The 25,754-nt window shown below is 50.3% G+C and carries 24 protein-coding genes; 10 read left to right on the plus strand and 14 right to left on the minus strand.

Annotation, left to right across the window (positions count from 1 at the left end):
* Positions 1-46: 46 nt before the first annotated feature.
* From IE064_RS04625 to IE064_RS04680, 12 genes are all read right to left on the minus strand, one after another.
* On the minus strand, positions 47-538 hold the full coding sequence (locus IE064_RS04625; RefSeq protein WP_189616836.1) for an MSHA biogenesis protein MshF: 492 nt from the start codon (positions 536-538) through the stop codon (positions 47-49).
* Positions 538-1,758, minus strand: coding sequence for a type II secretion system F family protein (locus IE064_RS04630; protein ID WP_189616837.1), 1,221 nt, complete (start codon positions 1,756-1,758; stop codon positions 538-540). The genes IE064_RS04625 and IE064_RS04630 overlap by 1 nt, the downstream gene beginning before the upstream one ends.
* On the minus strand, positions 1,758-3,515 hold the full coding sequence (locus tag IE064_RS04635) for a GspE/PulE family protein (protein WP_229799856.1): 1,758 nt from the start codon (positions 3,513-3,515) through the stop codon (positions 1,758-1,760). The genes IE064_RS04630 and IE064_RS04635 overlap by 1 nt, the downstream gene beginning before the upstream one ends.
* Positions 3,512-4,711 carry a tetratricopeptide repeat protein gene (locus tag IE064_RS04640; protein ID WP_189616838.1) on the minus strand — a complete coding sequence of 400 codons (1,200 nt, stop codon included), beginning with the start codon at positions 4,709-4,711 and terminating at the stop codon, positions 3,512-3,514. Before IE064_RS04640 ends, IE064_RS04635 begins: the two co-directional genes overlap by 4 nt.
* Complete coding sequence (locus tag IE064_RS04645; protein ID WP_189616839.1) at positions 4,708-5,607, minus strand: ExeA family protein; 900 nt, start codon at positions 5,605-5,607, stop codon at positions 4,708-4,710. Before IE064_RS04645 ends, IE064_RS04640 begins: the two co-directional genes overlap by 4 nt.
* A 15-nt stretch (positions 5,608-5,622) precedes the next feature.
* A complete protein-coding gene (gene mshL, locus IE064_RS04650; protein ID WP_133038450.1) occupies positions 5,623-7,314 on the minus strand; it encodes a pilus (MSHA type) biogenesis protein MshL in 1,692 nt (563 codons plus the stop codon).
* A gap of 3 nt (positions 7,315-7,317) precedes the next feature.
* The gene (locus IE064_RS04655; RefSeq protein ID WP_189616840.1) at positions 7,318-7,647 is read right to left on the minus strand and encodes an MSHA biogenesis protein MshK; all 330 of its coding nucleotides are present in this window, start codon (positions 7,645-7,647) and stop codon (positions 7,318-7,320) included.
* Positions 7,631-8,293, minus strand: a complete 663-nt coding sequence (locus IE064_RS04660; RefSeq protein WP_189616841.1) for an MSHA biogenesis protein MshJ — start codon at positions 8,291-8,293, stop codon at positions 7,631-7,633. Before IE064_RS04660 ends, IE064_RS04655 begins: the two co-directional genes overlap by 17 nt.
* Positions 8,290-8,892: a PilN domain-containing protein gene (locus tag IE064_RS04665; protein WP_189616842.1), complete on the minus strand. Its 603-nt coding sequence runs from the start codon at positions 8,890-8,892 to the stop codon at positions 8,290-8,292. Before IE064_RS04665 ends, IE064_RS04660 begins: the two co-directional genes overlap by 4 nt.
* Positions 8,889-9,764: an MSHA biogenesis protein MshI gene (locus tag IE064_RS04670; protein WP_189616843.1), complete on the minus strand. Its 876-nt coding sequence runs from the start codon at positions 9,762-9,764 to the stop codon at positions 8,889-8,891. The genes IE064_RS04665 and IE064_RS04670 overlap by 4 nt, the downstream gene beginning before the upstream one ends.
* Positions 9,765-9,940: 176 nt before the next feature.
* Complete coding sequence (csrD, locus tag IE064_RS04675) at positions 9,941-11,848, minus strand: RNase E specificity factor CsrD (protein WP_189616844.1); 1,908 nt, start codon at positions 11,846-11,848, stop codon at positions 9,941-9,943.
* A gap of 169 nt (positions 11,849-12,017) precedes the next feature.
* Positions 12,018-13,265 carry a malic enzyme-like NAD(P)-binding protein gene (locus IE064_RS04680; protein ID WP_189616845.1) on the minus strand — a complete coding sequence of 416 codons (1,248 nt, stop codon included), beginning with the start codon at positions 13,263-13,265 and terminating at the stop codon, positions 12,018-12,020.
* A 1,023-nt stretch (positions 13,266-14,288) separates the two neighbouring features.
* Between IE064_RS04680 and IE064_RS04685 the strand changes: the two genes are divergently transcribed.
* Positions 14,289-14,732 (plus strand): hypothetical protein, encoded by a 444-nt coding sequence (locus tag IE064_RS04685; RefSeq protein ID WP_189616846.1) that lies wholly within the window; start codon positions 14,289-14,291, stop codon positions 14,730-14,732.
* Positions 14,733-14,922: 190 nt separating this feature from the next.
* Here the strand turns inward: IE064_RS04685 and rpmE are convergent, their stop codons facing one another.
* Together rpmE and IE064_RS04695 are read right to left on the minus strand one after the other, a co-directional pair.
* Positions 14,923-15,135 carry a 50S ribosomal protein L31 gene (gene rpmE / locus IE064_RS04690; protein ID WP_133038442.1) on the minus strand — a complete coding sequence of 71 codons (213 nt, stop codon included), beginning with the start codon at positions 15,133-15,135 and terminating at the stop codon, positions 14,923-14,925.
* 120 nt (positions 15,136-15,255) lie between these two features.
* A complete protein-coding gene (locus IE064_RS04695; protein WP_189616847.1) occupies positions 15,256-16,158 on the minus strand; it encodes a LysM peptidoglycan-binding domain-containing protein in 903 nt (300 codons plus the stop codon).
* A gap of 125 nt (positions 16,159-16,283) precedes the next feature.
* Between IE064_RS04695 and priA the strand changes: the two genes are divergently transcribed.
* The 9 genes from priA (at position 16,284) to IE064_RS04740 (ending at position 25,524) form a co-directional block, all read left to right on the plus strand.
* Positions 16,284-18,479: a primosomal protein N' gene (priA, locus tag IE064_RS04700; protein WP_189616848.1), complete on the plus strand. Its 2,196-nt coding sequence runs from the start codon at positions 16,284-16,286 to the stop codon at positions 18,477-18,479.
* 142 nt (positions 18,480-18,621) lie between these two features.
* Positions 18,622-20,367: an arginine--tRNA ligase gene (gene argS / locus IE064_RS04705; RefSeq protein ID WP_189616849.1), complete on the plus strand. Its 1,746-nt coding sequence runs from the start codon at positions 18,622-18,624 to the stop codon at positions 20,365-20,367.
* Between the two features lie 3 nt (positions 20,368-20,370).
* A complete protein-coding gene (locus IE064_RS04710; protein ID WP_189616850.1) occupies positions 20,371-20,937 on the plus strand; it encodes an SPOR domain-containing protein in 567 nt (188 codons plus the stop codon).
* Between the two features lie 178 nt (positions 20,938-21,115).
* Entirely contained in the window at positions 21,116-21,640 is a 525-nt protein-coding gene (gene hslV / locus IE064_RS04715) for an ATP-dependent protease subunit HslV (protein WP_189616851.1), read from the plus strand.
* A gap of 20 nt (positions 21,641-21,660) precedes the next feature.
* Complete coding sequence (hslU, locus tag IE064_RS04720; protein ID WP_189616852.1) at positions 21,661-22,986, plus strand: ATP-dependent protease ATPase subunit HslU; 1,326 nt, start codon at positions 21,661-21,663, stop codon at positions 22,984-22,986.
* A 236-nt stretch (positions 22,987-23,222) separates the two neighbouring features.
* Positions 23,223-24,170 carry a CsgG/HfaB family protein gene (locus IE064_RS04725; protein ID WP_189616853.1) on the plus strand — a complete coding sequence of 316 codons (948 nt, stop codon included), beginning with the start codon at positions 23,223-23,225 and terminating at the stop codon, positions 24,168-24,170.
* A 3-nt stretch (positions 24,171-24,173) separates the two neighbouring features.
* Positions 24,174-24,491 (plus strand): putative periplasmic lipoprotein, encoded by a 318-nt coding sequence (locus IE064_RS04730; protein ID WP_189616854.1) that lies wholly within the window; start codon positions 24,174-24,176, stop codon positions 24,489-24,491.
* A complete protein-coding gene (locus IE064_RS04735) occupies positions 24,491-24,856 on the plus strand; it encodes a DUF4810 domain-containing protein (RefSeq protein ID WP_189616855.1) in 366 nt (121 codons plus the stop codon). Before IE064_RS04730 ends, IE064_RS04735 begins: the two co-directional genes overlap by 1 nt.
* Complete coding sequence (locus IE064_RS04740) at positions 24,853-25,524, plus strand: GNA1162 family protein (protein WP_189616856.1); 672 nt, start codon at positions 24,853-24,855, stop codon at positions 25,522-25,524. The genes IE064_RS04735 and IE064_RS04740 overlap by 4 nt, the downstream gene beginning before the upstream one ends.
* The last annotated feature ends 230 nt before the right edge of the window (positions 25,525-25,754 follow it).

Genomic DNA, 25,754 nt, shown 5'->3' on the forward strand with positions numbered 1-25,754 from the left:
CCTCTCATCAGGAAAGTCGATCTTAACCACTATATGATTATTTGCATCAATGTTCTGCTTTCGCTGTCAAAAAAATGACTTTCCCGTCACGCAACTGATAGCGGATACTTGGCCCAGAACTGCTCTGATAATCGCATACCTGAGCGTCAATCTGGTAACGCACCACGATACCGACCTGCGTGGCCGAGGCCCCCGACAACTGTTGCCAGAGTTGCTGACAACCGGATGCATCAAAGGTTGGTGGCAGCGGCCAGCCACCTTTATCCATTAGCAACGCATCTTGCTGATGACTATCCGACAGTTGCCAATCTGCCAGTAAAGTCACGGGTTTACCTTGGTTCAGCCACTGTGAGCGCACCATTGCCAACACATTCAGCACACGGTTGTACTCAACCTGCAAACTGTTGTCGGCTACCTGTTGCAAGCCATTAAAATAGCGCACGCCGATAATTCCCAGCAATAACAGCAGCAATAATAAGGCGATTAGCTGACGGTACACTGACATCAAGCTATCATCAGCACCGCGCTGCTGTGCCATTACCGGCCTCCTTTAACCACACTGAGCATATCCCACATCGGTAGGTAGATCCCGAGTGCTAGCACCAGCACAATAGCGGCAACAAAACCTATCAGAATCGGCTCCAGCTTGGCGGTGAGGTTCTTCAAATCGAAATCCACTTCACCTTCGTAAAAATCCGCGGCGTCATTGAGCAGTTGGTCTATCTGCCCGGTTTCTTCCCCCACCGCCACCATCTGCAATACCAGTGGTGTAAACAGGTGGCTGGCATTGGATACCCGCAGCATTGACTCTCCGGCCTCAATACCTCGGCGCATATCAACAATCTTGTCGTGCATGTAGCTGTTATCAACTGCGTCAGCCACGAGGCTCAACGCCTGCGTCATGGGCACGCCAGCGCTCAGCATCATGGCAAAGCTACGGCAGTAACGCGCCAGGGTGGAACGTTCAATAATTGATCCGACAGCAGGAATATGCAGTTTCCACTGATCCCATTGTTTCTCGCCTTTCTCGGTGCGATGCCAATAGCGGATCCCCACCACCGTCAGTAACAAGGCAAACAACATCAGTGGCCAGTAATGCACAAACAGGTTAGAAGTTCCGATCAGAATACGCGTGGGCAATGGCAGTTCGGCGTGAAAACGGGCAAACATATCGGCAAATTTGGGGATCACCATAATATTGAGGATCACCAAAGCCAAAGCGACGGCTATCAACACAAAGGTGGGGTAACGCATGGCTGATTTAATCCGCCGCCGCGTTTCCTGTTCCCGCTCAAGATACACCGACAATTGTATGAAGGCGTCTTCCAGCTTGCCGGTGTTTTCGCCAACATGCACCATCGATACAAACAAGGCATCAAACACATCAGGATGATGATTCATCGCCGATGACAGAGTATGACCGGCGGTGAGTTGTTCCGACACATCTTGCAGCGCTTCTCTCATCCGCTGCGAGTGGGTGGTTTCCGACAACCCGGCAATAGCGCGTAATATCGGAATGCCACTGCGGGTCAGCGAGTACATTTGTCGGGTAAAAATCTGCAGTTCATCCAACCGAACCTTGCGCCTTAGCAGGCTGGATAAATCCAACTGTTGCCGTTGTTTTATTGCACGCAACTGCAATGGAATAACCGCCCTTGCCAGCAACTGATCGGCCGCCGCGCTCTCGGATGTCGCCTCCAAAGTGCCACTGACAGCCAGTCCTTTACCATCGCGTCCGCGATATTCATAGAGCGCCATCAGCGAGCCTCATCCCGAGCTTGTAGATCCTGCGACAAAGCCTGCGGACTTTCAGAGACATCCTCCACCAGCTTGGCGACTTCTTCGATAGTGGTTAAGCCCTGCTGCAGATAGTTCAACGCCGACGCCAGTATTGGGGTAAACAGGGGGCTCGCTTTAGCCGCCTCAGCAAATGCCTGCGGGTTACCCATCCGCATGGCATCAATCATGGCTTCGTCCAGTTCCAGCAGTTCAAATACACCGATACGACCGCGATAGCCAGTACCGGCACAGCTCTGGCACCCCGTGCCCACACGAAATGTGGCTTGACTGAAGTCCTGCTGGCTAACACTGGCTAACCAGGTGCGTTCCTGGGTAGTAGGTTGATAAGGTACGCCACAGTTTTTACACACCCGGCGTACCAGTCGCTGGGCAATAATGACCCGTAATGCGCTGGCCACTAAATAACTGGCGGCCCCCATATCCAGCAAGCGCAATGCGCTGGTAATCGCGTCGTTAGTATGTAGGGTGGACAGTACCAAGTGACCAGTCAGCGCCCCACGCAGACCGATTTCCACGGTTTCGCGGTCACGCATTTCCCCCACCATGATGATATCCGGGTCCTGACGTAACGTGGTGCGCAGTACGTTGGAGAAATCGAGGCCAATCTTATGGTTAACTTGTACCTGATTGATACGGGGCAACTGATATTCCACCGGATCTTCCACCGTGATGATCTTGCTCTCGGCTTTGTTCAGTTCGCTAAGAATACCGTACAGCGTAGTGGTTTTACCGCTACCGGTCGGGCCGGTTACCAACAACATGCCATGGGGCCGTTTAATCTGCCGCCGTACTCGGTTAAGAATGTAAGACGGCATCCCGGTTTCATTTAGCGTCAGCAGTCCAGCGGATTGATCTAACAGACGCATCACCACCGATTCACCGTGGTAAATGGGCATGGTGGACATACGCACGTCGATTTGATGGCCCTTCACTTCGATATGAAAACGGCCATCCTGCGGCAAGCGTTTTTCGGAAATGTCCAGCCCGGCCATTAACTTAAGACGCAACACCAGTGCCGAAGCAATGTTGACTTCCTTGAGCACAGTCTCTTGCAACAAGCCATCCACTCGCTGGCGGATACGCAGCGATTTATCGCCAGGCTCGATGTGAATATCCGATGCCCTAACTTGCACTGCATCTTCAAAAATGGTCTGTAACAATCTGACGACTGTGGTTTCATTGTCACTGTCGCCCTGGGTCAGACTGGCAAGGTCAAACTGCTCATCGGCGGCATATTCCTCTTCCAATCGCCCGGCCATCTCAGCTATATGGCCGGTAAGGCGATAGAGGTTATCAAAGGCATCAAATAGCTGTTGTTCCTTCACGACCACCAGCTCAAGTCGGCGCGGTGCCAGCAGCATTTCCAGTTCATCTAATGCCTGCAAATCTGCGGGATCGCTCATGGCGACTTGCACACTGTCGTTACTAGCACTCACCACCAACGCCCGGAAACGGCGCGCCTGCGCTTCTGTCAGCAGGTTGACCACTTCGGCAGGGATCGCCCGGCGACTGATATCGACCAAGGGAATATTCAACTGCTGCGACAAGAACTGCAGCAGTTGGTCCTCGGTAATGTAGGCCATATCAATCAGTGTTCGCCCGAGTTTACGTCCGGTTTTTTTCTGCTCAGCCAGTGCATTGTGCAACTGCTGTTCTGAGATGATCTGTTCCTGAACCAACAGGTCACCAAGGCGCATTTTCAGCTTAGGCTTCACTGACGGTCTCCTATCTGGGCAATTCGGTTTTCAATATATGCTCGGGCATTCAATGACAGGTTATCTCGCTGCAGTGCCTGACGGTAAGACGCCAGTGCTGAGGGGTAGTCACCGGCAGCATCTTGCGCATGTGCCAACCCCATCCACCAGCGGCCATCGTCGGCAGCAGATGCAATCAACCGCTGGTAGCTCTGTTGTACCAAGGTCCAGTTGCTGTCTTGCTGTCCCAGTTTTGCCAGGGTCAGCCATTTATCGGTGGCCAACTCTGAGCCATCAGCAATATGTTGCAAACTAGCCTGCGCCGCAGCGGACTTGCCCTGCGCCAGTTGTACCCGCCCAAGCAGCAACCAGAACTGTTGCTGTGAGGGAAAATTATTTATCCCGAGTTGCAACAAAGCCGCAGCTTCGGTTAACTGTCCCGCGCCATAGTACAGCGCTGCTAACTGCTTACGCGCCGAATGCAAGGCCGGATAGAGTTCCAGCGCCCGTTGCATTGCCGCCGCAGCCGCAGTGAAGTCGCCATTTTGCTGCGCATTCATTCCTGCCTGATATTGCCGCTGTGCCAGTTGCTCTGGCGTCAGTTTTACTTCGGAGATCTCCATTTTGCCGGGGGGCTGTGCGGTTGCCATTTTGGGCGCTGGCTCTGGTTGCGCAACGGCTTGCTCAGGTGCAATTGCGCTCTTGGCATTAAATGATGCGTTATTATTCACATCTTTAGCAGTTGTGTTATTAGATGTCTCAGCGTTAACAGCTGGTGCGTCTGCAGCGACTGTCACCGGCGTTGATACTGGTGACGCAACCGCTAACTGCGGCGCTGATTCCTCGCCAGCATGTGTCGTAAGCTGCGGCTGCGGCGTGGTAACCTCAGGTGCAGCAGTGGGCAACGATACGGCTACTTGATTGTCTGCGGTTTTAGGCATAGCGACAGTTGTTGAGGCCGAGGATGGCGCGGTTACTGTGTCAGTCTTTACGACTAAAGGCGCTTGAGTTGTGCCTGCCTCATGGTTGCGGTTGAATACCGACCAGCCATAAATGCCAGCGGCAACCAACAGTGCTCCAGCCAGTAATCCTAACAACAGCAGTTGCCAGGATGCCAAGCGCCGGGCCTGGGCCTGCGTATTCTGCGGCACACCAGACAAGGCATGCGGCTGTTGGCGCTGGTCGAGATCTTTCAGCATCTGATTGACAACGCTCACCAGAATACTCCTTTAAAATATGTCGCCGCAGCCACGAGAAGAAGTAACAATGAACCCGCCCATAGCCAGCGAAAGCTGGCAAGCGGTGACGCATCTTCGGTATCGGCAACCGCTGCCTGCAACTGTTTATTCGTCACCGTGGCAAGTCCCGCACCATAGCTCAGCAACAACGCTTTATGGGCAAGAATGTTAATCAGTCGTGGAATGCCGCGTGACGACTTCGCCAACTTTTTCACGGCGGCGGCACTGAACAGTGGCACACCGTGATAACCCGATACCGCCAAACGGTGTCGTAGATATGCCCCGACCTCAGCGCTGCGCAGCGGCCGCAACTGATAACTAAAGGTGATGCGCTGCCGCAGTTGGCGAAATCGCTCTTGTGCCAAGCGCTGATCCAGTTCTGGCTGTCCAAACAACACCACTTGCACCAACTTGCGCTGTTCAGTTTCCAGATTAGTAAACAACCGCAATGCTTCTAGGCTGTCATCGGGCAACGCCTGCGCTTCATCCAGCACCAGCACAATCTGCTTACCCTGAGCACTCAGCGTTAGCAATTGCTGCTGGATAAGCCCAGTCAAATGCTGCTGATCTCGCACTGACTCCAGCAAAATACCCAGCTCCTGTGCAACAGCCGCTCGCAGCTCTGCAGGTGTCAGATAGGGATTCGGCAACCAGGCACAGACAAACTGCTCTGACAGTTCATTAAGCAGTTTACGGCAGATAAGCGTCTTGCCAGTGCCGACTTCACCAGTGACTTTGATAAAACCTTCGCCAGTTTGTAAAGCGACCTGCAGCACTTGCAACGCCTCCACATGGGGCGGCAATCCGAAAAAAAATTCAGTGTTCGGCGTCAATGCAAACGGCATGCTGCGCATACCAAAGTGCTGCAGATACATGGCACCTCTGGTGTATTAGTTACTCTGCGGATACCAACGATCCAGCAGTGATTGTGAGCGTTTCAATTCCTGTGTCCAAGTATCGCCTTCCACGACTGTCGGCTTCAGCAGGATAACCAGCTCGGTTTTCTGCACCGCTTTCACTTTGTTAGTGAAAAGTTGTCCTAAAAGGGGCACATCGCCCAGTAACGGCACTTTCGACACCTGCTCGGATGTATCACTTTTCATCAGTCCACCAATCACCACTACATCGCCGGATCTAGCGCGGATAACCGTATCAGACTCACGAATTTCGCTTTGAGCAAGCGGAACATCAATGGTATCTGCCCCTACTTGAATGGACTTTTGCTGATCCTGAACATTGGTGACGGATGGATGTACATGCAGTAGCACATTACCGACATCATCAATCTGCGGCGTCACATCCAGCGCAATGCCTGAGAAAAACGGCGTTAACTGCACGTCTGGAGTGGTTGTTGAGGTGGCGGAACTGGCAACCGTGGTAGAAGATACATTGGTGACGTAATATTCGTCAGTACCCACTTTAATCACCGCCTTTTGATTATTGGAGGCGGTAACTCGGGGGCTGGATAACACATCCACATCCCCCTGTGTATCGAGCAAGCTGATCAGCGCCGAGAAATCGGACCCAGTTAATGCCAGAGAGGTCACGCCGCCCAACGACTGGCTGATAGTGTTACCGATCTGTCCTGGGCTGGTATTGAAGCGTACCTGGGTGTTACCGTGCGCTAAAGCACTGCCGAGCACATCTTGCCACTGGATACCTTGTTGGTAACCGTCCGACAGACGCACTTCCAGAATCTTGGCTTCCAGAATCACTTGGCGCTGCAGATGATCTTCCGATTGTTTAAGGAAGTTGTGGATCTGTCGCAATTCATCTGGGTAAGCTCGCACCGTTACCAATCCCGCCTGCGGGCTGACAACGACACTGCGGCCATCACCTGACTTACCGATAATCGCTTCCAGGGTTTTCTGCAACTGCGCCCAAAAATCCGTTTTAGTTTTAGAACTGATAAACGTGCCGTTGGATGTATTGTTCTGGTTATTGTTATAACCGCCGTTGTTATTACCCGAATTGCTGCCAGAACTGTTACCGTTACTGCCAAACATATTATTGTTATTGGAATTACGGTTGTTATTATTGTTGTTGCTATCACTAATGCGGCCAGAACTGACCGAAGTCAGCGACAAGCCGACCCGTTCCATATCCAAATAATTCATCGGGAAGGTTTCGGTGCGCATCCCCGCAGGATACACCCGTAAAACTTTACCATCGCGACTGATTTCATAGCCGTAGATATCCTGCACCACTTTCAGTACTTCGCTGAGCGTCACTCCTTTCAACGATAGCGAAATCGTACCGCTGACATTAGGATGCACCGCAACACTGAGCGGTGTACCTTCAACCAAGCTAGCAAAAAATACCTTGGCATCGACATCGTGCGCAGCCACGTTAAAACGACGTTCAGCCGCCACTGGCGCTGCAAGGCCGCCAAGCAAATTATTGCCGGTCAATTCCTGCTGGAGCTGCTGCGGCAAAGGTGCTGCTGGGGGCACAGATTTAGCGGTAGCGGGTTGTAACGAGTCCCGCAGAGCCGAGCGTGAAGCTTCTGGCGCCTGACGCGTGGTCTGGCAAGCCACCAGCGTTACAGCAAGCAAAGGCGCAATAAAAATAAGTTTGCTCATGCGTTATCTCTTCTTATTTGGCTCGGTTATTTTTTCGAACAGACGCAACCTACGGCCATCTGCCAGTACCACTTCATTGGCCCCAATATGGCGGATTGCCGTACCCTGCAATCGCTCGCCAGCGCGATATAACTGATTATTAATAATGGCGTTAGCACCTGTGGGCCCTTGAATAATACTGTTCAACACCAGCGGGGCGTCAGCGTCCTTACGGTTAGCATCCACGGCTACCATACCGGCAGGTGGCATAGTGGGGTCACGCAAACTGGTCGCGTAACTAGGCGCTGGCAGCATTAACAACACCAGCACAACAACATTAATGAGATGCCACACTGATAAAATCCTTATTAATGCTGACGGTGTATAACGCCAGTTTAATGCTGGCTTCGGGGAACTGCTGCACTTGGTAATCCAGACTTTGCCAATACAGTTTCTCCGGCATGTTTTCTACCGTACGGATAAATTTCAATACTGAAAAATAGTCACCCTTAAATGTCAGGCTAATGCCATGGCTATAGAGGTTCATCTGGCCCTGGCTATCGCTCTTATCCCCCACCACTAACAGCGGCGTTGGCGCAATGGAGTGAAATTCTTGTAACTTTACCCCGGGACTCTGTCGCAGCAGTTTGGTCAGTAACGCTGGCATCCGCTCGGCAGGGATGAGATCAACGGTCTCGCTGTTCAGCTGCTGATCCAGCAGCGCAATCTGTTGCTGCAAGATGTCAATCTGCTTGAGTAATGACTGATTAGGATCCTGCGCTAACCGTTGCTGCAACAAGGCAATCTGTTCACTATTGCCTTTGCTTAGATTTTCAGCAGATTGCAGCTGTTGCTGCTGACGCTGATACTGCAACCATACGGACTCTAGCGGCAGGTACAGCAACACAGCGACCAGCAGCCAACAAACACCGGCCACCATTACCCGCTCACGCCGGGATAATTGGTCAAATTTCGCCGCAACATTACCGAAAGCACTCATTGTTTTTCTGCCTCCGGGGCCGCCGTGGTCAGCCGAAATGCCAGCGGTGGTTGCTCCCCGCGATTCATGGTCATAGAAGCGAACGCCTTGCCTTTAAAACTGTCGGTATCCCCCAGACGCACGACCCAATTCGGGATATTTTCCGGTTTCAGGGTATAGCCCTCAAACAATAAGCTTTCAGGTGCTAAACGGATATGGGATAACCAGACACTGCCATCCGCTACTGCGGCTAATTCCTGCAACATGTTGGTAAATCCAGAAGACTTGAACTGCTCGCGTTTGGTCAATTCATTCAGCAACAACGTTTTTAACTGCTGCTCCTGAGTCATTTGGCTCACTTTTGCCTGTAGTGTCACCGCCGGCTGATGTTTAGCCAACGCCTGTTGTAAGCTGTCTTTTTGCTGTTCCAGCACGTTATTCTGTTGTTGCACGGTTTGCAGTCGCTGGTTGATTTGCTGCTGTTGCCACCAGATGGAAATCAAGATCCCGCCGCCCAACAATAGCAGTACCAGCGATATTATTATGGTTCTGGCAAAGCTCAACCGCAGTTTTGCGGGCAGTAATTCTGCACTAAATAGATTGACTCGGGTTTTACTCATGCGCCACCCCGTTGCCATTCGCTAAAGGCTAACTCCGCCATTTTGGCACCGACTTGGTCACAGTCAACAACCTTTACCGGCTGATTAAAATTAACGGCTACCGCTTTGGCCAGTGCGTCAGTTTCCCCTTGTACCAACAAATCAATGCTAGCGACCGGTGGTTGTCGCAGTTGGCTTTCAAAGAAATCCATCGAACGCTGGATCTCTAGGCTCAGGTTATCTGCCACCCCCAAACGCAATGCCTCAACACCGACTGTATCCAGTTCACGAAAACCACGAATACGCCGGTGCATGCAAAGTTCTCCGCCCCGCACCACGGTCAGCAAGACTTCTTCCCCAGGGACATGACTGATAACCAGTCTTGCATGTGATTCATCGGCAAACAGGTTAGTTGGCATCAGCTCTTCGACAGAGATACCGGCAAAGTTCATACCCGCGGCATCGGCACTTTGTACGATAGTGGTCAACTCGGTTTTATCGGTGATCACCACTTGCAACTTGTTGCTGTTAGCGAGTGGCGACTCAAAATAATCCAGATGGATGTTCTGTGGCGGCATTGCCACCATATCTTTAACAGACCAGAGCAGCGCTTGAGGGATTTCTTCTGGTGGCACGGCGGGTTTATCGGCAATAACCAGTTGATAATATGTCGGGCAGAGGACCAACTGCAGGGCTGCTGGCCCGAGTTCAGCTGCAAGCGAGTGAAACAGTGACGACCAATTTTGGCTGTGAGGGTAACAAGCGCTATACGGAGCAGTAGCAGTTCCTGAGCGGTATACCCACAACGCTTCGGTTCCCAGAAAAATCCCGGTGGGCGCAGCCGCCTGGCGAGGTTTTATAAAAGGCATTTTTAGTAGTCGTTTATTTGCCATATCAACAATCGGTTCCACATTCTGTAAAAATCGCTTTGCGGGACTTAAATTTCTGGTTCAATGCGATTTGACGGCGTCAATAAAATGTCACAGCGTTGCCATTCTACACACTAATTTTTTCATTTTATAAGGAATATTTACGTAAACCCTGCGACAGCGCAAGCCCAGCGAAATATTTAGGTCCCAGAAGCAATTTCTGGATCAGCAAACCAAGGGCCCTGCGCCGCGCAAACACCCAACACCCGCAACGTCTGCCACTCTTCAAACTGTTCAACCCCTTCAGCAATCACTTCTACATCGGTTTGATGCAAACCACCCAATAAACTGCGGATAAAGAGCTGATTTTCCGCACGCAGGTGAATCTGTTTGATCAGCGAACGATGTAACTTCAGCAAAGCGAACCGACCTTCAGTGATGTACTGGCTGCTAACCACTTGCAGCCCTACATGATCGACGCATAAACGCGCCCCCATTTTGCGGATCAGACGCAGCTTAGGCTGCAACTCCTGTTGGCAACCGCTGGCAACCGCCTCATCTACTTCAAAGATCAGTCGCGGGGCCAAATCCCGATGTTCTAACAACAGGGTGCGCAACCACCGCATAAAATCGTTGTTCATCAGCGTATCTTCCGAGAGATTGACGCTAAAAACCGCATCTGGTTTGGCGTTGGGTAACAACTCATAGACCACTCGCTCTAGCGTCTGCCGCTCAATCTGCGGCAGCAGACCGCATTTTGCCGCCATTGGCAAAAATAGCGTCGCTCGCACTAATGTGCCATTCGGCTCTTTGGCTCGGGTAAAAATCTCCTGATGGTGCAACTTGCCGTCAGCATCAAAAACCGGTTGTGCAAACGCCACAAAGCGTCGCTGCGCTAGCGCCAGTTCCAAGAAGCTACGCCAGCGCACGGAACCGCGAGCAAATTCGGCATCAACGGCACCTTTGTCATACATAAACCAGGAGTTAACTCCCTGAATTTGGGCGACTCTGAGCGCCATTTCGGCTTCTTCTAGCAACTGCTGCTGGTTATCGCCGAGCTTGAAATATGCGCCACCAAGATGACAACTGTTACTACGGTTTGCTAACTCGTGTGGCAGCAGGTTGGCACACAGCTTGATCAATTTGGCCGCTAACTGCTCCGCTTCTGCCAAACTGATCTGCGTCACCACAATAGCCAGTTGATTGTAGCTGCGACGGGCAAACACACTGTTAGCCTGATGATGTAATAACCGACTGATGTGGGCCACATTGAGGTTGAGATAATCGCCCATCTGGTCTTGACCACCGAGTGGTTCCAGCTCTTCAAACTCCAGCAACAGTATTACGCCATGCGCCATCATGCCTTGTGCGTTACTTAACGCATTAAGACGGTTGTCTAAAAACAGGCGATTACCGATGTGGGTTTCGTGATCAAGAAAAGTATTACTGCGAATAAAGTTATCAAAGCGAGCGCGCTCTTTGCGGGCATCAGCCAGTTCGTCCAGAATCTTACTCAATGCCCGATTAATAAAGCGTGGATGGCTGACACTTCGGAGGTTTCGGGCTTGCGAATAGCGACCTTTGAGGATCAATCGACAACGTTCGGCAACCGTTTCCATACCTTGCAACTGTTGTGAGAACCAAAGATATCCGAGTCGTACCAGCGTGAGGACAACCAATAGTGTTATCAGCAATAACCACCAATCACTGACCGAGAGAGAATAATGATACAGCGGCGAGCGCAACCGCAACTCGGCATAAATGTTACGCTTATCATCCAACAACAGCCGAATGCTGCGCTGAGCGTCATCAGCATGGACACCCAGAAATTGCTGCAGCAGTTGCGTCCCTTGCCATATCCGCACTTCGGAGACATCGGCAAGCGCTAACAAAGGTGGCAACCAGTTGTCGCTCAGGGTCGTTAATTGACCGTCCCGATAATGTTGCAGCAACTGCTGCTGTAGAATAGTTATCTGTTGTTGTTGCTGCTGACTGGCAATGCGCCAGTAACCCGCAAAAATAAAGACCGAACCGATAAGCAACAGCGCCAGCACTGACCACAACCAGAAACGGGTCAGTCGGGTTGTCAGCAAACGGGGAAGATTCATGGTCTGGCGTTCCTGCCGTTGAAAATGAGACATCCAGCCACAACAGTGCAATTGATGCAAACTGTAGTGCCACTCGGTTGATTATTAAGCTGAATTAACCAAATGGCAACCACATAAGAGATTGAAAGACAGGCCGCAAGTGCAAAATAAGCCACTGCGGCCAAAAATATCAGAGCAGATAATCAGCAGGTAATTCATTCACCTGAGCACTTCCAGACGCAATCGCGGCCTTAGCAACCGCACGAGCCACCCGCGGCAACAGCCGTGGATCCATCGGCTTTGGCAGCACATATTCCGGCCCGAAACTCAATGAACTAACGTCCGGATATGCGGCCAGCACTTCTGCCGGAACAGCTTCCCGCGCCAAGCTCGCAATAGCGTGCACCGCGGCTAGTTTCATCTCATCGTTGATACGCCGCGCTCTGACATCCAACGCGCCCCGGAAGATAAAGGGAAAACACAACACATTGTTGACCTGATTAGGGTAATCGCTGCGGCCAGTGCCCATGATCAGATCTTTACGCACCGCATGTGCCAATTCCGGTTTAATCTCTGGATCTGGATTCGAACAAGCGAAGACAATTGGCCGCTCTGCCATCAGCTCAATATCCTCGGCACTCAACACATTAGCGCCGGAAACCCCCAGAAATACATCTGCCCCTTGAATCACATCACGCAAGGTGCGCTTGTCCGTATTATTGGCAAACAGTGACTTATATTCATTGAGATCAGTGCGGCGGGTATGGATAACGCCTTTACGGTCAAGCATGTAAATGTTTTCCCGCAAGGCACCACATTTGACCAACAGCGACATACACGCCACAGCGGCCGCACCTGCACCCATACACACAAACACGGCTTGCGCGATCTGCTTGCCTTGGATCTCCAGCGCGTTAAGCATACCTGCGGCAGTCACAATAGCGGTGCCATGCTGATCATCGTGGAACACCGGAATGTTACAACGCTTAATCAGTTCCTGTTCTATTTCAAAACACTCAGGCGCTTTGATATCTTCCAGATTGATGCCACCAAAAGTGTCAGCAATGGCCTCAACCGTATTAATAAAATCTTCATTGGTGCGATGTTTTACTTCAATATCAGTGGCATCAATATTGGCAAATCTTTTAAATAACAGCACCTTGCCTTCCATTACGGGTTTGGCGGCCAGCGGTCCGAGATTTCCTAGCCCCAAGATGGCAGTGCCATTAGTAATCACCGCCACAGTGTTGCCTTTATTGGTATAACGGTAAGCATCAGCAGCATCGGCGGCGATTTCTCGCACGGGTTCAGCCACGCCAGGGCTGTAAGCCAATGCCAGATCCAAACTGGTACTGGCTGCTTTAGTCAGGGCAACGGCGGTTTTTCCGGGAACGGGGAACTGGTGGTAATCAAGTGCTTTTTGACGTAAATCGCTCATGGTGGATCCTGATACAGGGCAAAATATTCTAATAATTATCGCGAACCGATACGGTAAGGCTGAAGCGTCGGAACGCAGGGAAATAGAGGGCTGTAAAGATACTTGAAAGCTTAGGTGAATAAAACAACTTATGAATTTTTTTTACTCTAAAAATAATCATTTATCTAAAAAAAATCAGACCATATTTAGCCCTGAAAATGATAAGAGAAGCCGGGTTCCAAGAATGTATTAAAACAACATATAACCCACTCAAAAAATGTTTTTCAGTGGCGATATTGCCACCAGATTTAATTAAATTACTTATGACTGATACTGACTGACATTTTGCCTCGCCCAGAGGTTTGACCAGCCAAGCCACACCTGTCGAGGATATGATTTACCGCTAAGTCCGCATAACAGATCTGTCGGCAACCCCATTTCGAAACCGCTATAACTCATAACTGCAAAGCAACCATCTTGACCCGTCTACGTTCATCAGTGATTGCATCGAAGGTCTAAATAAGTGTTTCAATACCAGATCACAGAGGCCATTCCCAACGTCGACACGCATAAACCCATCCATGGGACTCCACCACGTCATCCCTGACGCGGTGGGTCGACTTATCGGAATAACCGCTATTCTTCGGGTGAAGCGCAATTAGCAACAGCTATTGAGGGAGGGTGTTAAAGCCACAAACTGTTTGAGCAGAATGTTGGTTCGCACTGTCGTAAATGAAGCGCCAACAAGAGACCTCAGCCTGTTGTTAATGCCACTCAGGCTCACGTGAAACGCCTCCGAAATATAGCGAAAGCAGCATGTATCAGTTCCATTGCGAGCTTTGCTATAAGCTCACAGGAGTACCTAAGTGTCTCCTCGCGACTCGCTATACAAACAGACAACGAGACCAAAATATTATATTAAGATCAATATATTAAGTTAAAAAATCCACAATATCATGCAGGTTTTCCAACATTTGGATTTGACAACATACCACCATAAAAGCACTATTTAGCGCTATATAGCACTTAAATTAATGCAATTTTATGCCTTTACCCACAGAACAATACCTGTCCGTACCCATTCCTGAATCTCTTTATTTGGCATTGGCCCAGCACTACCCTACAGGAGTAGCTTCCAACATAGTCAGAATTCTAAGTGAGCACTTAGCCAACAAAGATGAGCATTATCGACAGCAATACAATAATGAGGGCAGCTTTCAATGGGCACAACTCACGCTGCCGCACAAAACACAGCTACGTACCAAATACTATGGCAAGTATCTGGTTGCCGATATCATCAATGGTAAGCTTATCTGGAACAGCAAAAGCTATCTTTCTGTGAGTGAACTCATCAATACCATGCGTGGCGGTACCCGCAATAATGCTTGGCGCTGCACTGAGATAAAGTATCCCAATGACAGCAACTGGTTGCTGGCCGACCGTCTAAGACACAGTGCAACCAAACGCTTCTTATCTGATGCGCTTTAGAGGCTTTTGCGGCAAATAGCGCTTGGTTAACGCTCGATAGATTTAGGACTGCCATGGATGACTTGAAAGCCAATGCACGTGGAGTGCAAAACGAAAAATTGGCTTACAGATACAACAAGGGCCGTAAACCTTACGGTTACAGCCCTTGAATCAGCTTGCCAAGCGCATGATCTGCGCCGTGCTGGTCGTATTATTTTTTGCCCAACATGCCGAAGCGTTTGTTGAACTTTTCAATACGTCCGCCAGTATCAACAACTTTCTGAGTACCGGTGTAGAATGGGTGACAAGCACCACATACGTCCAAGTGCAGATCTCTACCTGCGGTGGAATGAACTTTGATCACGTTACCGCAAGTGCAGGTAGCAGTGATTTCTGCATAGTCAGGATGGATACCTGGTTTCATTTGGGATTACCTCAATAAAAGGCCATGTCGCTCTTCCAACCCGAAGTCGGACACCACATGCGGTTATACATAGTTTCAGGGCGCAGAATGGTACAGTAACTGCGCACTAATGGCAATAGCTTACAATGAAGCCTCAAATTTTTCCTTCGCTAAATTCTTGTCTGTATATGACTGCCATTGCTCAGGTTGCGGGCAATGCAACTGTGCATCACTTCGCAGATTTCCAGGCTTCCCTTTCACAAAAGCTTTAGGGTTAGCCTCCATAATCGCTAAGGCAGCAGCATATACATGGGTATGCCACTGTTTTGCATAACGACTGGCCAGATGCCATAGCGTTTCCGTGCCATGATAATCCAGCAAACACTGAGTAGGAGCACCCACAGCTGTAGAAGCCGTCGCTGCCGGGTTATGGCTTGCGGACGCTGGTTTAATTGGTGCTGGCGCGGTGACAGCCGCTGCTGGCACTTGATCTGGGGCAGTTGCAGCACTGGTTTTGACCGGATTAGTGCTTGCTGAAGTTAGCTTAATTGGCGCAGGTGCAGCGACAACTGTCGTTGGCACTTGTTCTGGTGCCGTTACGTTAGTGGATTTGACCGGGTTACGATACATTGAAAAACGTGCAGGATCCGGAGGGTTCCCCACCGGCACTGATTTGGCGAACAAAGGTAATTGGTTGATTTCCTGCCATTGATCGGCTTGATACAACTGCACCAACAATAAGGCGTTGGCGTCAGTCACTTCGTCCAGTCCCATCAGCAACAACATATAATTGTTGATTTGCTGCACCATCAGTTTTTCTTCGCCACTCTTTTGCCGCAAAATAAATTGCATGCGCTCAGGATCTGTCGGCGCGGCCACAATATTAACCTTAATTAACGGCAGCTTGCCTAAATCAAACAACCGCTGATTAATACTGACATGGGTAACGTCAGCCTGCGCTAGAGGTATCAGCAATAATCCAAACAGGCTGCCGCTGAAATACCCCAGCCACTGGCGCCAACGCATTGCTTGTCGTCTTTCCATGCTGCCTTCCCCTGTAACTAATTCACATTGCTGATTTATTTTAGAATATTCGGCACAGGACTGGCTCTGCTGTGTCAGCCTGAGTACACTGGCCGTCATGTCACTATCACTCAGTTCCGAGCACCATGCCGCAGTTTGCTGAAGTTGCTTTGCCCGTACCGATGCGGCAGAATTTCACCTACCAGATCCCAACCAATCTTGCCTGGCCGCTGGAAGTCGGTATGCGGGTACGTGTCCCGTTTGGTCGGCAACAGCTGATTGGCTTAGTGGTCAATATCAGCGACGAATGTGCATTACCACCACAACAGTTAAAAGCCATCAATGAGGTGCTGGACAGTTCACCATTATTGTCAGAACCACTGTATAAACTCACCTTGTGGGCGGCAAGATATTATTTATGCAGCCAAGGGCAAATGCTGACCCAGGCCTTACCAGTGGCACTACGCAAAGGCGCCAGCGCTGCACCAGAATTTATCAGTTACTACGCGCTCACCGATAAAGGGGCGGCGGCAACGTTGGCGAGTCTCAAACGCTCGCCTGCACAGCAAAAAATATTGCAGCAACTGCAACAAGGCGAACTGACCACCGAAGAAGTACAGGTACTGGAACTCAGTAAAACCGCCATCAAGGCGTTAAAAGATAAAGACTGGATTGGGCTTTATGAGCGGCCGTTAGTTGCCGACCGCCATTGGCGTGAACAGTTGGAACTGGGTGAACAGCCGCTTAAGCTCAACAAACAACAGGCGGTAGCGGTAGCCGCGCTGACCGCACAAACTGGCTATCAATGTACGCTGCTAGAAGGCATTACCGGTTCTGGTAAAACCGAAGTTTATCTGTCGTTATTGGAAACGGTACTGAAACAGGGCAAACAGGCGCTTATCCTGGTGCCGGAAATCGGCCTGACACCGCAAACCATCAATCGCTTTAAACGCCGCTTTAAAGTCACCATTGCGGTGATCCATTCCGGGCTGACCGATAAGCAGCGGTTAGACGCCTGGCGACAGGCACGCTGTGGTGAAGCGGCGATTATCATCGGCACCCGTTCCGCCTTGTTCACCCCCATGATGTGGCCGGGCGTGATCATTCTCGATGAAGAACATGACGCCAGTTTCAAACAGCAGGAAGGCGTGGGTTATCACGCACGCGATCTGGCGGTGATGCGCGGCCATCTGGAAGATATTCCAGTGGTACTCGGCAGCGCCACGCCGTCACTGGAAACGCTGCACAACGCCCTTAATGGTCGTTATGCCCATATGCAATTAGGAGAACGTGCCGGCGGCGCGCTAAAAGTGCGGCAAGGGATCATCGATATCCGCAATCTGCCGTTGCGTGCCGGGATGTCGCAACCACTGCTGAACGAAATGCGCTTACACCTGCAAGCGGGCAATCAGGTGTTATTGTTTCTCAACCGTCGCGGTTTTGCACCGGCGCTTATCTGCCACGAATGCGGTTACCTGCATGAGTGTGACCGCTGCGATGCCTTTTTTACCGTGCATCAAGCGCTTGGTGAGATCCGCTGCCACCACTGCGGCAACCAGTACGCGATTCCGCGCCAATGCCATCACTGCGGCAGTACCATGTTGCAGGGGCAAGGCATTGGCACCGAGCAGTTGGAAGCCATGCTGACCAAAGAATTCCCCGACTATCCCGTGGTGCGAATTGACCGCGATACCACCAGCCGTAAAGGTTCGCTGGAAAAACAACTGGCGGCCATCCACCGCGGGGAATATAAGATTCTGGTGGGCACCCAGATGCTCGCCAAAGGGCACCATTTCCCCGACGTCACCTTGGTCGGATTACTGGATGTGGATGGTGCGCTGTTCAGTGCCGACTTCCGTGCCCCGGAACGTTTTGGCCAACTTTATACTCAGGTCGCCGGCCGCGCGGGGCGAGCGAGTAAACCCGGCACGGTATTGCTGCAAACCCATCAGAGCGACAATCCGCTACTCAAAGATCTGCTGCACCGCGGTTATGGCGAATTTGCTCGCAGCCAACTGGCCGAACGGCAGCAGGCGTTGTTGCCACCGGCATGGCATATGATCCTGATAAAAGCCGAGGCGCATCAGGCGAGCGACGCCGACACGTTCCTAGCAGAGTTTGCCGCGTTATTACCGCAGGATAATGCGTTTGAGGTAATTGGCCCGATGCCAGCACCACTGGATCGCAAAGCCGGTAAATTCCGGCGGCAACTGCTGGTTCAAGCCGCCGACCGCAAACGTTTGCAACAAGTATTTGAACAACTATTGCCGCAAGCGGAAGCGCTAACCAGCGGTAAACGCTGCCGCTGGAGTCTGGATCGCGACCCGCAAGATTTGCTGTAATCACGCCATGACCCAGCGCGACTAACAGAAAACCGCACCACAAAAATGACCGCAAGCGTAGCAATCTTCCTGCCATAACGGCTAGAATGTGCGGTTATTCGTTATCAACCCTATTTTTGTAGTCAGTGTCGATAGAACGCCAATGAAATCACATATCCAATCTTTGCTTGAACAGACAGTAGCCCAATTAAAACAGCAGGGGCTTATCCCTGCAGATACTGATCCCAGAATTCAGGTAGACCGCACCAAGGATAAAAGCCACGGCGATCTGGCCACTAACCTGGCGATGATGCTGACCAAAGCTGCCGGGAAACCGCCTCGGGAACTGGCGCAGTTACTTATCGACAACCTGCCAGCCTCCAGCCATGTGGCTAAAGTGGAAATCGCTGGCCCTGGATTTATCAACTTTTTTATCGACGACAATGCACTGGCCAAACAGCTGCAAAAAGCATTAGCAGATGCGCACTTAGGCGTCACCTTACCGGCGGCACAGACGGTGGTGGTTGATTATTCCTCGCCAAACCTTGCCAAAGAGATGCATGTGGGCCATCTGCGCTCCACCATCATCGGCGATGCGGTGGTACGGGCGCTGGAGTTTCTCGGCCATAACGTTATCCGTCAGAACCACGTAGGCGACTGGGGCACTCAGTTCGGCATGTTACTGGCCTATATGGAAGAACTGCGAGCGGCCAATGGCGCTACATCGGAAGTAGAATTATCCGATTTGGAAAGTTTTTATCGCGCCGCCAAAGTGCGCTTTGATGAATCAGAAACATTCGCCACCCGTGCCCGCCATCTGGTGGTGGAACTGCAATCCGGCGACGAGTATTGCAACAAACTGTGGCGTGAATTCAATGAAATTTCACTGAGCCACTGTCACAAGGTTTATCAACGCTTGGGCGTCAGCCTGACTCGTAAAGATGTACACGGCGAAAGCGCTTATAACGAAGACCTACCGCAAGTGGTAAAAGATCTGGAGGCTCAAGGCCTGCTGACCGAAAGTCATGGTGCCAAAGTGGTGTTTCAGGAAGCGTTCCGCACCAAAGAAGGCGAACCATTACCGGTGATCATCCAGAAAGCTGACGGCGGTTATCTGTATGCCACCACCGATCTGGCGGCCATGCGTTATCGCTCATCGGTACTGCACGCCGACCGGGTGCTGTATTTTGTGGATCTGCGCCAAGCGCTGCATTTCCAGCAGGTTTTCAGTCTGGCCCGTACCGCCGGGTTTGTGCGGCCAGAGATGTCGCTGGAACACATGGGGTTCGGCACCATGAACGGCGAAGATGGTCGGCCATTCAAAACCCGTACTGGCGGGGTGGTGAAACTTATCGACCTGCTGGATGAAGCCCATGATCGCGCACTGGAACTGGTGCGCAGTAAGAACCCAGAGATGGATGCCGCGACGCTGGAAAAGATTGCGGCAGTGGTTGGGGTAGCCTCGGTAAAATATGCCGATCTGTCGAAAAATCGCGCCAGTGATTACATTTTCAGTTTCGACCAGATGTTAAGTTTTGAAGGCAATACCGCACCTTATCTCTTATACGCCTATACCCGTGTCGCCGGTATTTTCAAGAAGGCAGAAGACATTGATCTGTCTACTGCAACCATTACGCTAGAGCATGACAAAGAGAAAGAGCTAGGCAATAAGCTGGCACAATTTAGCGAAGTACTATTGCGGATGGTGGATAAAGGCCAGCCACATCTGTTGTGTGCGTACCTGTATGAACTGGCAGGCGCGTTCTCCAGCTTCTACGAGGCCTGCCCAGTGCTTGCTGCTGATACAGAAAGCCAGCGCGATAGCCGTCTGTTACTGGCGAAGCTAACCGCTAAAACCTTGAAGCAGGGATTGTCATTGTTAGGTATTGATACTCTGGAGCAGATGTAACCGATGCGCAGCGATTACGCTAACAGCAAACCGCGCCGACAACAGCGCGGTAACCTCAAAAAACCTCAGCCACCTAAACGGCCGCCGTTGCTGCTGTTTTTGATGGTATTGGTGGTAGTCGCTGGTTTTGGTTATTTTTTGTGGACGCTGAAGAACGGCAGTCCGGCGCCAGTAACCCAAGAACCGGTAAAGGTTGTCATTCCAGAAAAGACAGCGCCCAAGAAAGATCCTAATGCACTGCCCCCAAAACCTAAAGAAGAGTGGACGTATCAGCAGGAGTTAGAGAACAAACAGGTTGAAGTGGATTTACCGGAAAAGAGCAACCAACCGACCCGCCCCTATCAGATGCAGTGTGGCTCCTTCCGTAAAGAATCACAGGCACAGGAAATGAAAGCGGTTATCGCCTTCCAGGGGCTAGAGGCGCAAGTGCGGAAAATCGACGGCAACAGCGGCGTCTGGTACAAGGTGGTGCTAGGACCCTATCAGAGTAAACGCAAAGCGGAAACCGATCGCCATGAACTGCAACGCGCTGGCCTGAACGGCTGTATGATCTGGTTCTGGGAAAGTTAACAGCCCACAAGCACAAACAAAACCGCAAGTCGTTGGCCTGCGGTTTTTTTCTTGCTAATCCTGATGGCATACGCTTAAAAACTGCGGTTCCTGTGCTTGATATTCATTGCTCCACCCCCATATTAACCTCTATCGCACCCTGACGGCATCGCCCGTCAGCCAGCCAAGAGGATTTATCGTGACAACAATCGTATCCGTGCGCCGTGACAAACAAGTGGTAATGGCCGGTGATGGCCAAGTTTCTCTGGGAAATACCGTCATGAAAGGTAACGCCCGCAAAGTCCGCCGTCTTTACCACGACAAAGTGATTGCTGGATTTGCCGGAGGCACTGCCGATGCGTTCACCTTGTTCGAACGTTTTGAGGCCAAACTGGAAATGCATCAGGGACACTTGATGAAAGCCGCCGTGGAACTGGCCAAAGACTGGCGTACTGACCGCATGTTACGCAAGCTGGAGGCACTGCTGGCGGTAGCGGATGCTGAATGTTCATTGATCATCACAGGTAATGGCGACGTACTGCAGCCAGAAAACGACCTCATTGCCATCGGTTCTGGTGGTAACTACGCCCAGGCAGCCGCTATCGCCATGCTGGAAAATACCGAACTTACGGCACGCGACATTTGCGAAAAAGCCTTAACCATCGCTGGCAATATCTGCGTGTTTACTAACCAGTTCAAGACCATTGAAGAACTGAATTACTGAATTCTGCGTGAGGAAGTACCATGTCGGAAATGACACCCCGCGAAATCGTCCACGAACTGGACGCCCATATTATCGGCCAGCAAAAAGCCAAGCGCTCAGTGGCGGTTGCCTTACGTAACCGTTGGCGGCGGATGCAATTGGATAGCGCACTGCGCCAGGAAGTGACCCCGAAAAATATCCTGATGATTGGCCCGACCGGTGTTGGTAAGACCGAAATTGCCCGCCGTCTGGCAAAACTCGCCAATGCACCGTTTATTAAGGTAGAAGCCACCAAATTTACCGAAGTGGGTTATGTCGGCAAAGAAGTGGATCAGATCATCCGCGATCTGACCGATGCTGCCGTCAAGATGACCCGCGAACAGCAGATGCTGAAATGCCGCACCCGAGCCGAAGAAGCGGCAGAAGAACGGGTACTGGATGCACTGTTGCCCAAGCCCAAAAATGATTGGGACAGCGAAAAAGAAGACAGCTCGCACACCCGGCAGATCTTCCGCAAAAAACTGCGCGAAGGCCAGTTGGACGATAAAGAGATAGAAATCGATGTCGCCGGCCCGCAGATTGGCGTGGAAATCATGTCACCTCCAGGAATGGAAGAGATGACCAACCAATTGCAGAGCCTGTTCCAGAATATGGGTCAAGGCCAGACTAAACGCCGCAAACTGAAGATCAAAGACGCCATGAAGCAGCTGACTGAAGAGGAAGCTGCCAAACTGGTGAATCAGGAAGACCTTAAAGATCAAGCGATTGAACTGGTTGAGCAGCACGGCATCGTCTTCTTGGATGAAATCGACAAGATCTGTAAACGTGGTGAAACCTCTGGCCCCGATGTCTCCCGCGAAGGGGTACAACGCGACCTGTTGCCATTGGTAGAAGGCTGTACCGTTAATACCAAGCACGGCATGGTGCGCACTGATCATATTCTGTTTATCGCTTCTGGTGCCTTCCAGATGTCTAAACCGTCAGATCTGATCCCTGAGCTACAGGGGCGTCTGCCCATTCGTGTGGAACTGGATGCCTTAACCGCTGGCGACTTCAAACGCATTCTCACCGAGCCACACGCATCGCTGACCGAACAGTATGTCGCGCTGATGGCAACCGAAGGCGTAACGGTAGAATTTACGGAATCAGGCATCGACCGCATTGCCGACGCCGCCTTCCAAGTGAATGAAACCACCGAAAACATCGGGGCAAGACGGCTGCACACCATCATGGAAAAGCTGATGGAAGATATCTCCTATGAAGCCGCCGACAAATCCGGCGCCAATTACGTGATTGATGCCGAATACGTCAACGCTCATCTGGAAACCTTAGTGCACGACGAAGACCTGAGCCGTTTTATTCTTTAAAAACAGCCTATTATTGCCTTTTACTGCCGCCTTAAAGGCGGCAGTTTGCTATCTAGCATTATGATTTTGCTATCTACGTCTATCTTTGCGTCAGTTGTCACAAAAAAATGCTGCACCCTATTCTGCCACTTGTTAATATCGCTTACCGCAAGTCAACATTTGTAACCCACAATGGCACGGAAGCTGCTCATTTGTACCCAATGTCAATGCCCGTGCCTATTCCAGAGAAAGGCACTATGAAAAAACTCGTTACGTTAGTAATGGCATTCAGTCTGCTGACCGCTTGTACTTCTGCGACAAGAGAATCAGTAAACACACTGCCAATAGCCACGCCAAAAATTAGCCCAACACTTCAAGCGCCAGAACAACTTGGTCTAAAGCGTGTCGTGGCCATTGCGCGTTTCACTGATGAAACTAAACGTGGAAGTTTCCTCCTTGATAAAGATGGTGATCGGATTGGTAAGCAAGCTGCCGATATTCTTGCCGCTCGTCTTACTGAGACACACAAATTCATCATGCTAGAAAGAAACGACCTGAATAAAGTGTTATCAGAAAACAAATTGGCTGGTAAAACCATGCCGTCAGTGGGAGCTGATTTTTTGATTATCGGTTCAGTTTCTGAATTCGGTCGCTCCACCACCAGTGAGGTTGGCATTTTCAGCCGTAATAAAATTCAAAAAGCCAATGCGACTGTTAACGTACGTTTGATTAACACGCGTACAGGAGAAATTGTCTATTCAGAGGAAGCCTCGGGGGAAGCTGTTGTTGAAGCCAACCACGTATTCAATGTTGGTGAACGTGCCAGTTATGATTCATCGCTAGACGATAAAGCCGTCTCTGCTGCCATTTCCAAACTTGTCAGTAATATCACCGAAAATCTACTCGATAGCCCATGGCGCGCTTACTTGATCGGTCAGCAAGGTTCGCTATGGATGATGACTGGAGGACAATCACAAGGGCTGAAAACCGACGAGCTTTTTGACGTTTTTAAAGAAGGCGAAACAGTTAAAAATCCCCAGACTGGACTATTGATAACGTTACCAGGTGAAAAAATCGCCACGATTAAAGTTAAAAGTTTTATCGGCAAAGGCAGTAATGAATTGTCTCTATGTGAACTGGTGTCAGGAACGATCAATCCTAAACAGCTCACAGGTCTTGTGGTTCAAGAACAGAAAAAGGCATAACCCATGAAAAAAATATTTCTCATAGCCATCACGCTTTTTCTAAGCGCTTGTAGTTCCCATTATGAAACCACAACCCAGGTAGATGACAAAGCTTATCTCCAATTAAGTGGCAGTCTGGCAGGAGCACAGTTGGTTTTAGATAAACAGCCAGCGATAAATTTAGATGGGGTTACTAGTTACACGGAGAAAGATGAAACGGTAATTAAGTTTGTGGTAGCAACTGGCAACCATTTAGTTGAAATCCATAAGAACGGTGAAACGTTAGTTAAGCGCAATATTTTTGTGACTAACGGTAATACTTTTGAAATACGGATCCCCTGATGAGAAAACATAACACAATACTCGTAGCATTAGCGTTGATAGTACTTGGCGGTTGTGCGGCCAATAATAACAGTATTTATTATTGGGGTAATTACTCACAGACTGCATATGAATATCAAAAATCGCCCAGCGAAAGCAGCCGTCAAGCACATGTGCAATCACTCACAGCTATCGTTGAAAATGCGGTAGCGCAACATAAGAAAATTCCACCAGGCATTTGTGCAGAATTAGGTATGCTACAAGCTCAGAACTCACCGAAACTAGCACTACAGTATTTTAATCAAGAAAAAAGCTTATTCCCTGAGTCAGCACCGCTTATGGATAGGCTGATAAACGATCTACACAAGGATGCTCGTTCATTATGAGAAAAATAATTCTACTACTATTAATCACCACAGCATCCTTGCTGACAGGCTGTGCGACCCCCAACTATGTTACTAAGCAGGCCGCATATCCCCTGATGTACCAGCAACATCCACTGTCAATATTAGTGGTGCCAGCAATTAATCATTCAACCGCTGCCGATGCACCGGAACTGTATTCGACAACCATAGCTACCCCGCTGGCAGAGGCTGGATACTATGTACTGCCGCTACCAATTACTAATATGCTGCTTCAACAGCAAGGGGTGGTTGACGGCGAGCAATTAGAGAAGGTTGATGCCACCAAGTTCCAAGGACTGTTTGGTGCTGACGCGATATTATTTGTCACTATTAATCAATGGGATACAAACTATTATATCACTGGTGGCAACGTGACTGTGGGAGCCGCTTTTCGATTAGTATCTACTAAAGACAATGAAGAACTATGGCACTATAGCCAGACCATTGTTTATGACACCTCAGGCAACAGTGGCGGAGGTCTCCTCGCAGCAATTATTTCAACGGCAATATCCACTGCGACAACTGACTATGTTCCAATTGCCAGAACCGTTAACGGAATCGTGGTCAATACACTTCCAGCCGGCAAATACAATCCGCACTACGACAAAGATGGTGCGGTAACAATTCTTGAACAGAAACAAGTAAACTAAGCGCAATATCTTCCTGTGGGCGATTGTCTTAGCGCAATACTGGACAATCGCCCGTACGAATATGATTGAAGGAAGAACATGAAGTACCTCATCATAAAACATGATTAATTGGTTGTTCTATTTAGCTTTCTCCACGAATATCAGTGAAGTTTTAACTACGGTAAAATCTCGCCATCAACAATACTGAGACGCCACACAAGAAGACTCGCAAAAACGGCCATACAGCCACA

This window comes from Shewanella fodinae (genome assembly GCF_014651955.1).
In the GTDB taxonomy this organism is placed as follows: Bacteria; Pseudomonadota; Gammaproteobacteria; order Enterobacterales; family Shewanellaceae; genus Shewanella; species Shewanella fodinae.

Coding starts and splice junctions, on each gene's coding strand:
- IE064_RS04665 (WP_189616842.1), bottom strand. CDS start 8,892: ATGAGTAAAACCCGAGTCAATCTATTTAGTGCAGAATTACTGCCCGCA.
- IE064_RS04695 (WP_189616847.1), bottom strand. CDS start 16,158: ATGGAAAGACGACAAGCAATGCGTTGGCGCCAGTGGCTGGGGTATTTC.
- IE064_RS04730 (WP_189616854.1), top strand. CDS start 24,174: ATGAAAAAAATATTTCTCATAGCCATCACGCTTTTTCTAAGCGCTTGT.
- IE064_RS04685 (WP_189616846.1), top strand. CDS start 14,289: ATGCCTTTACCCACAGAACAATACCTGTCCGTACCCATTCCTGAATCT.
- hslU (WP_189616852.1), top strand. CDS start 21,661: ATGTCGGAAATGACACCCCGCGAAATCGTCCACGAACTGGACGCCCAT.
- rpmE (WP_133038442.1), bottom strand. CDS start 15,135: ATGAAACCAGGTATCCATCCTGACTATGCAGAAATCACTGCTACCTGC.
- argS (WP_189616849.1), top strand. CDS start 18,622: ATGAAATCACATATCCAATCTTTGCTTGAACAGACAGTAGCCCAATTA.
- csrD (WP_189616844.1), bottom strand. CDS start 11,848: ATGAATCTTCCCCGTTTGCTGACAACCCGACTGACCCGTTTCTGGTTG.
- IE064_RS04625 (WP_189616836.1), bottom strand. CDS start 538: ATGGCACAGCAGCGCGGTGCTGATGATAGCTTGATGTCAGTGTACCGT.
- IE064_RS04680 (WP_189616845.1), bottom strand. CDS start 13,265: ATGAGCGATTTACGTCAAAAAGCACTTGATTACCACCAGTTCCCCGTT.
- IE064_RS04710 (WP_189616850.1), top strand. CDS start 20,371: ATGCGCAGCGATTACGCTAACAGCAAACCGCGCCGACAACAGCGCGGT.
- IE064_RS04660 (WP_189616841.1), bottom strand. CDS start 8,293: ATGAGTGCTTTCGGTAATGTTGCGGCGAAATTTGACCAATTATCCCGG.
- IE064_RS04630 (WP_189616837.1), bottom strand. CDS start 1,758: ATGGCGCTCTATGAATATCGCGGACGCGATGGTAAAGGACTGGCTGTC.
- IE064_RS04645 (WP_189616839.1), bottom strand. CDS start 5,607: ATGTATCTGCAGCACTTTGGTATGCGCAGCATGCCGTTTGCATTGACG.
- priA (WP_189616848.1), top strand. CDS start 16,284: ATGCCGCAGTTTGCTGAAGTTGCTTTGCCCGTACCGATGCGGCAGAAT.
- IE064_RS04735 (WP_189616855.1), top strand. CDS start 24,491: ATGAGAAAACATAACACAATACTCGTAGCATTAGCGTTGATAGTACTT.
- IE064_RS04740 (WP_189616856.1), top strand. CDS start 24,853: ATGAGAAAAATAATTCTACTACTATTAATCACCACAGCATCCTTGCTG.
- IE064_RS04670 (WP_189616843.1), bottom strand. CDS start 9,764: ATGGCAAATAAACGACTACTAAAAATGCCTTTTATAAAACCTCGCCAG.
- IE064_RS04725 (WP_189616853.1), top strand. CDS start 23,223: ATGAAAAAACTCGTTACGTTAGTAATGGCATTCAGTCTGCTGACCGCT.
- mshL (WP_133038450.1), bottom strand. CDS start 7,314: ATGAGCAAACTTATTTTTATTGCGCCTTTGCTTGCTGTAACGCTGGTG.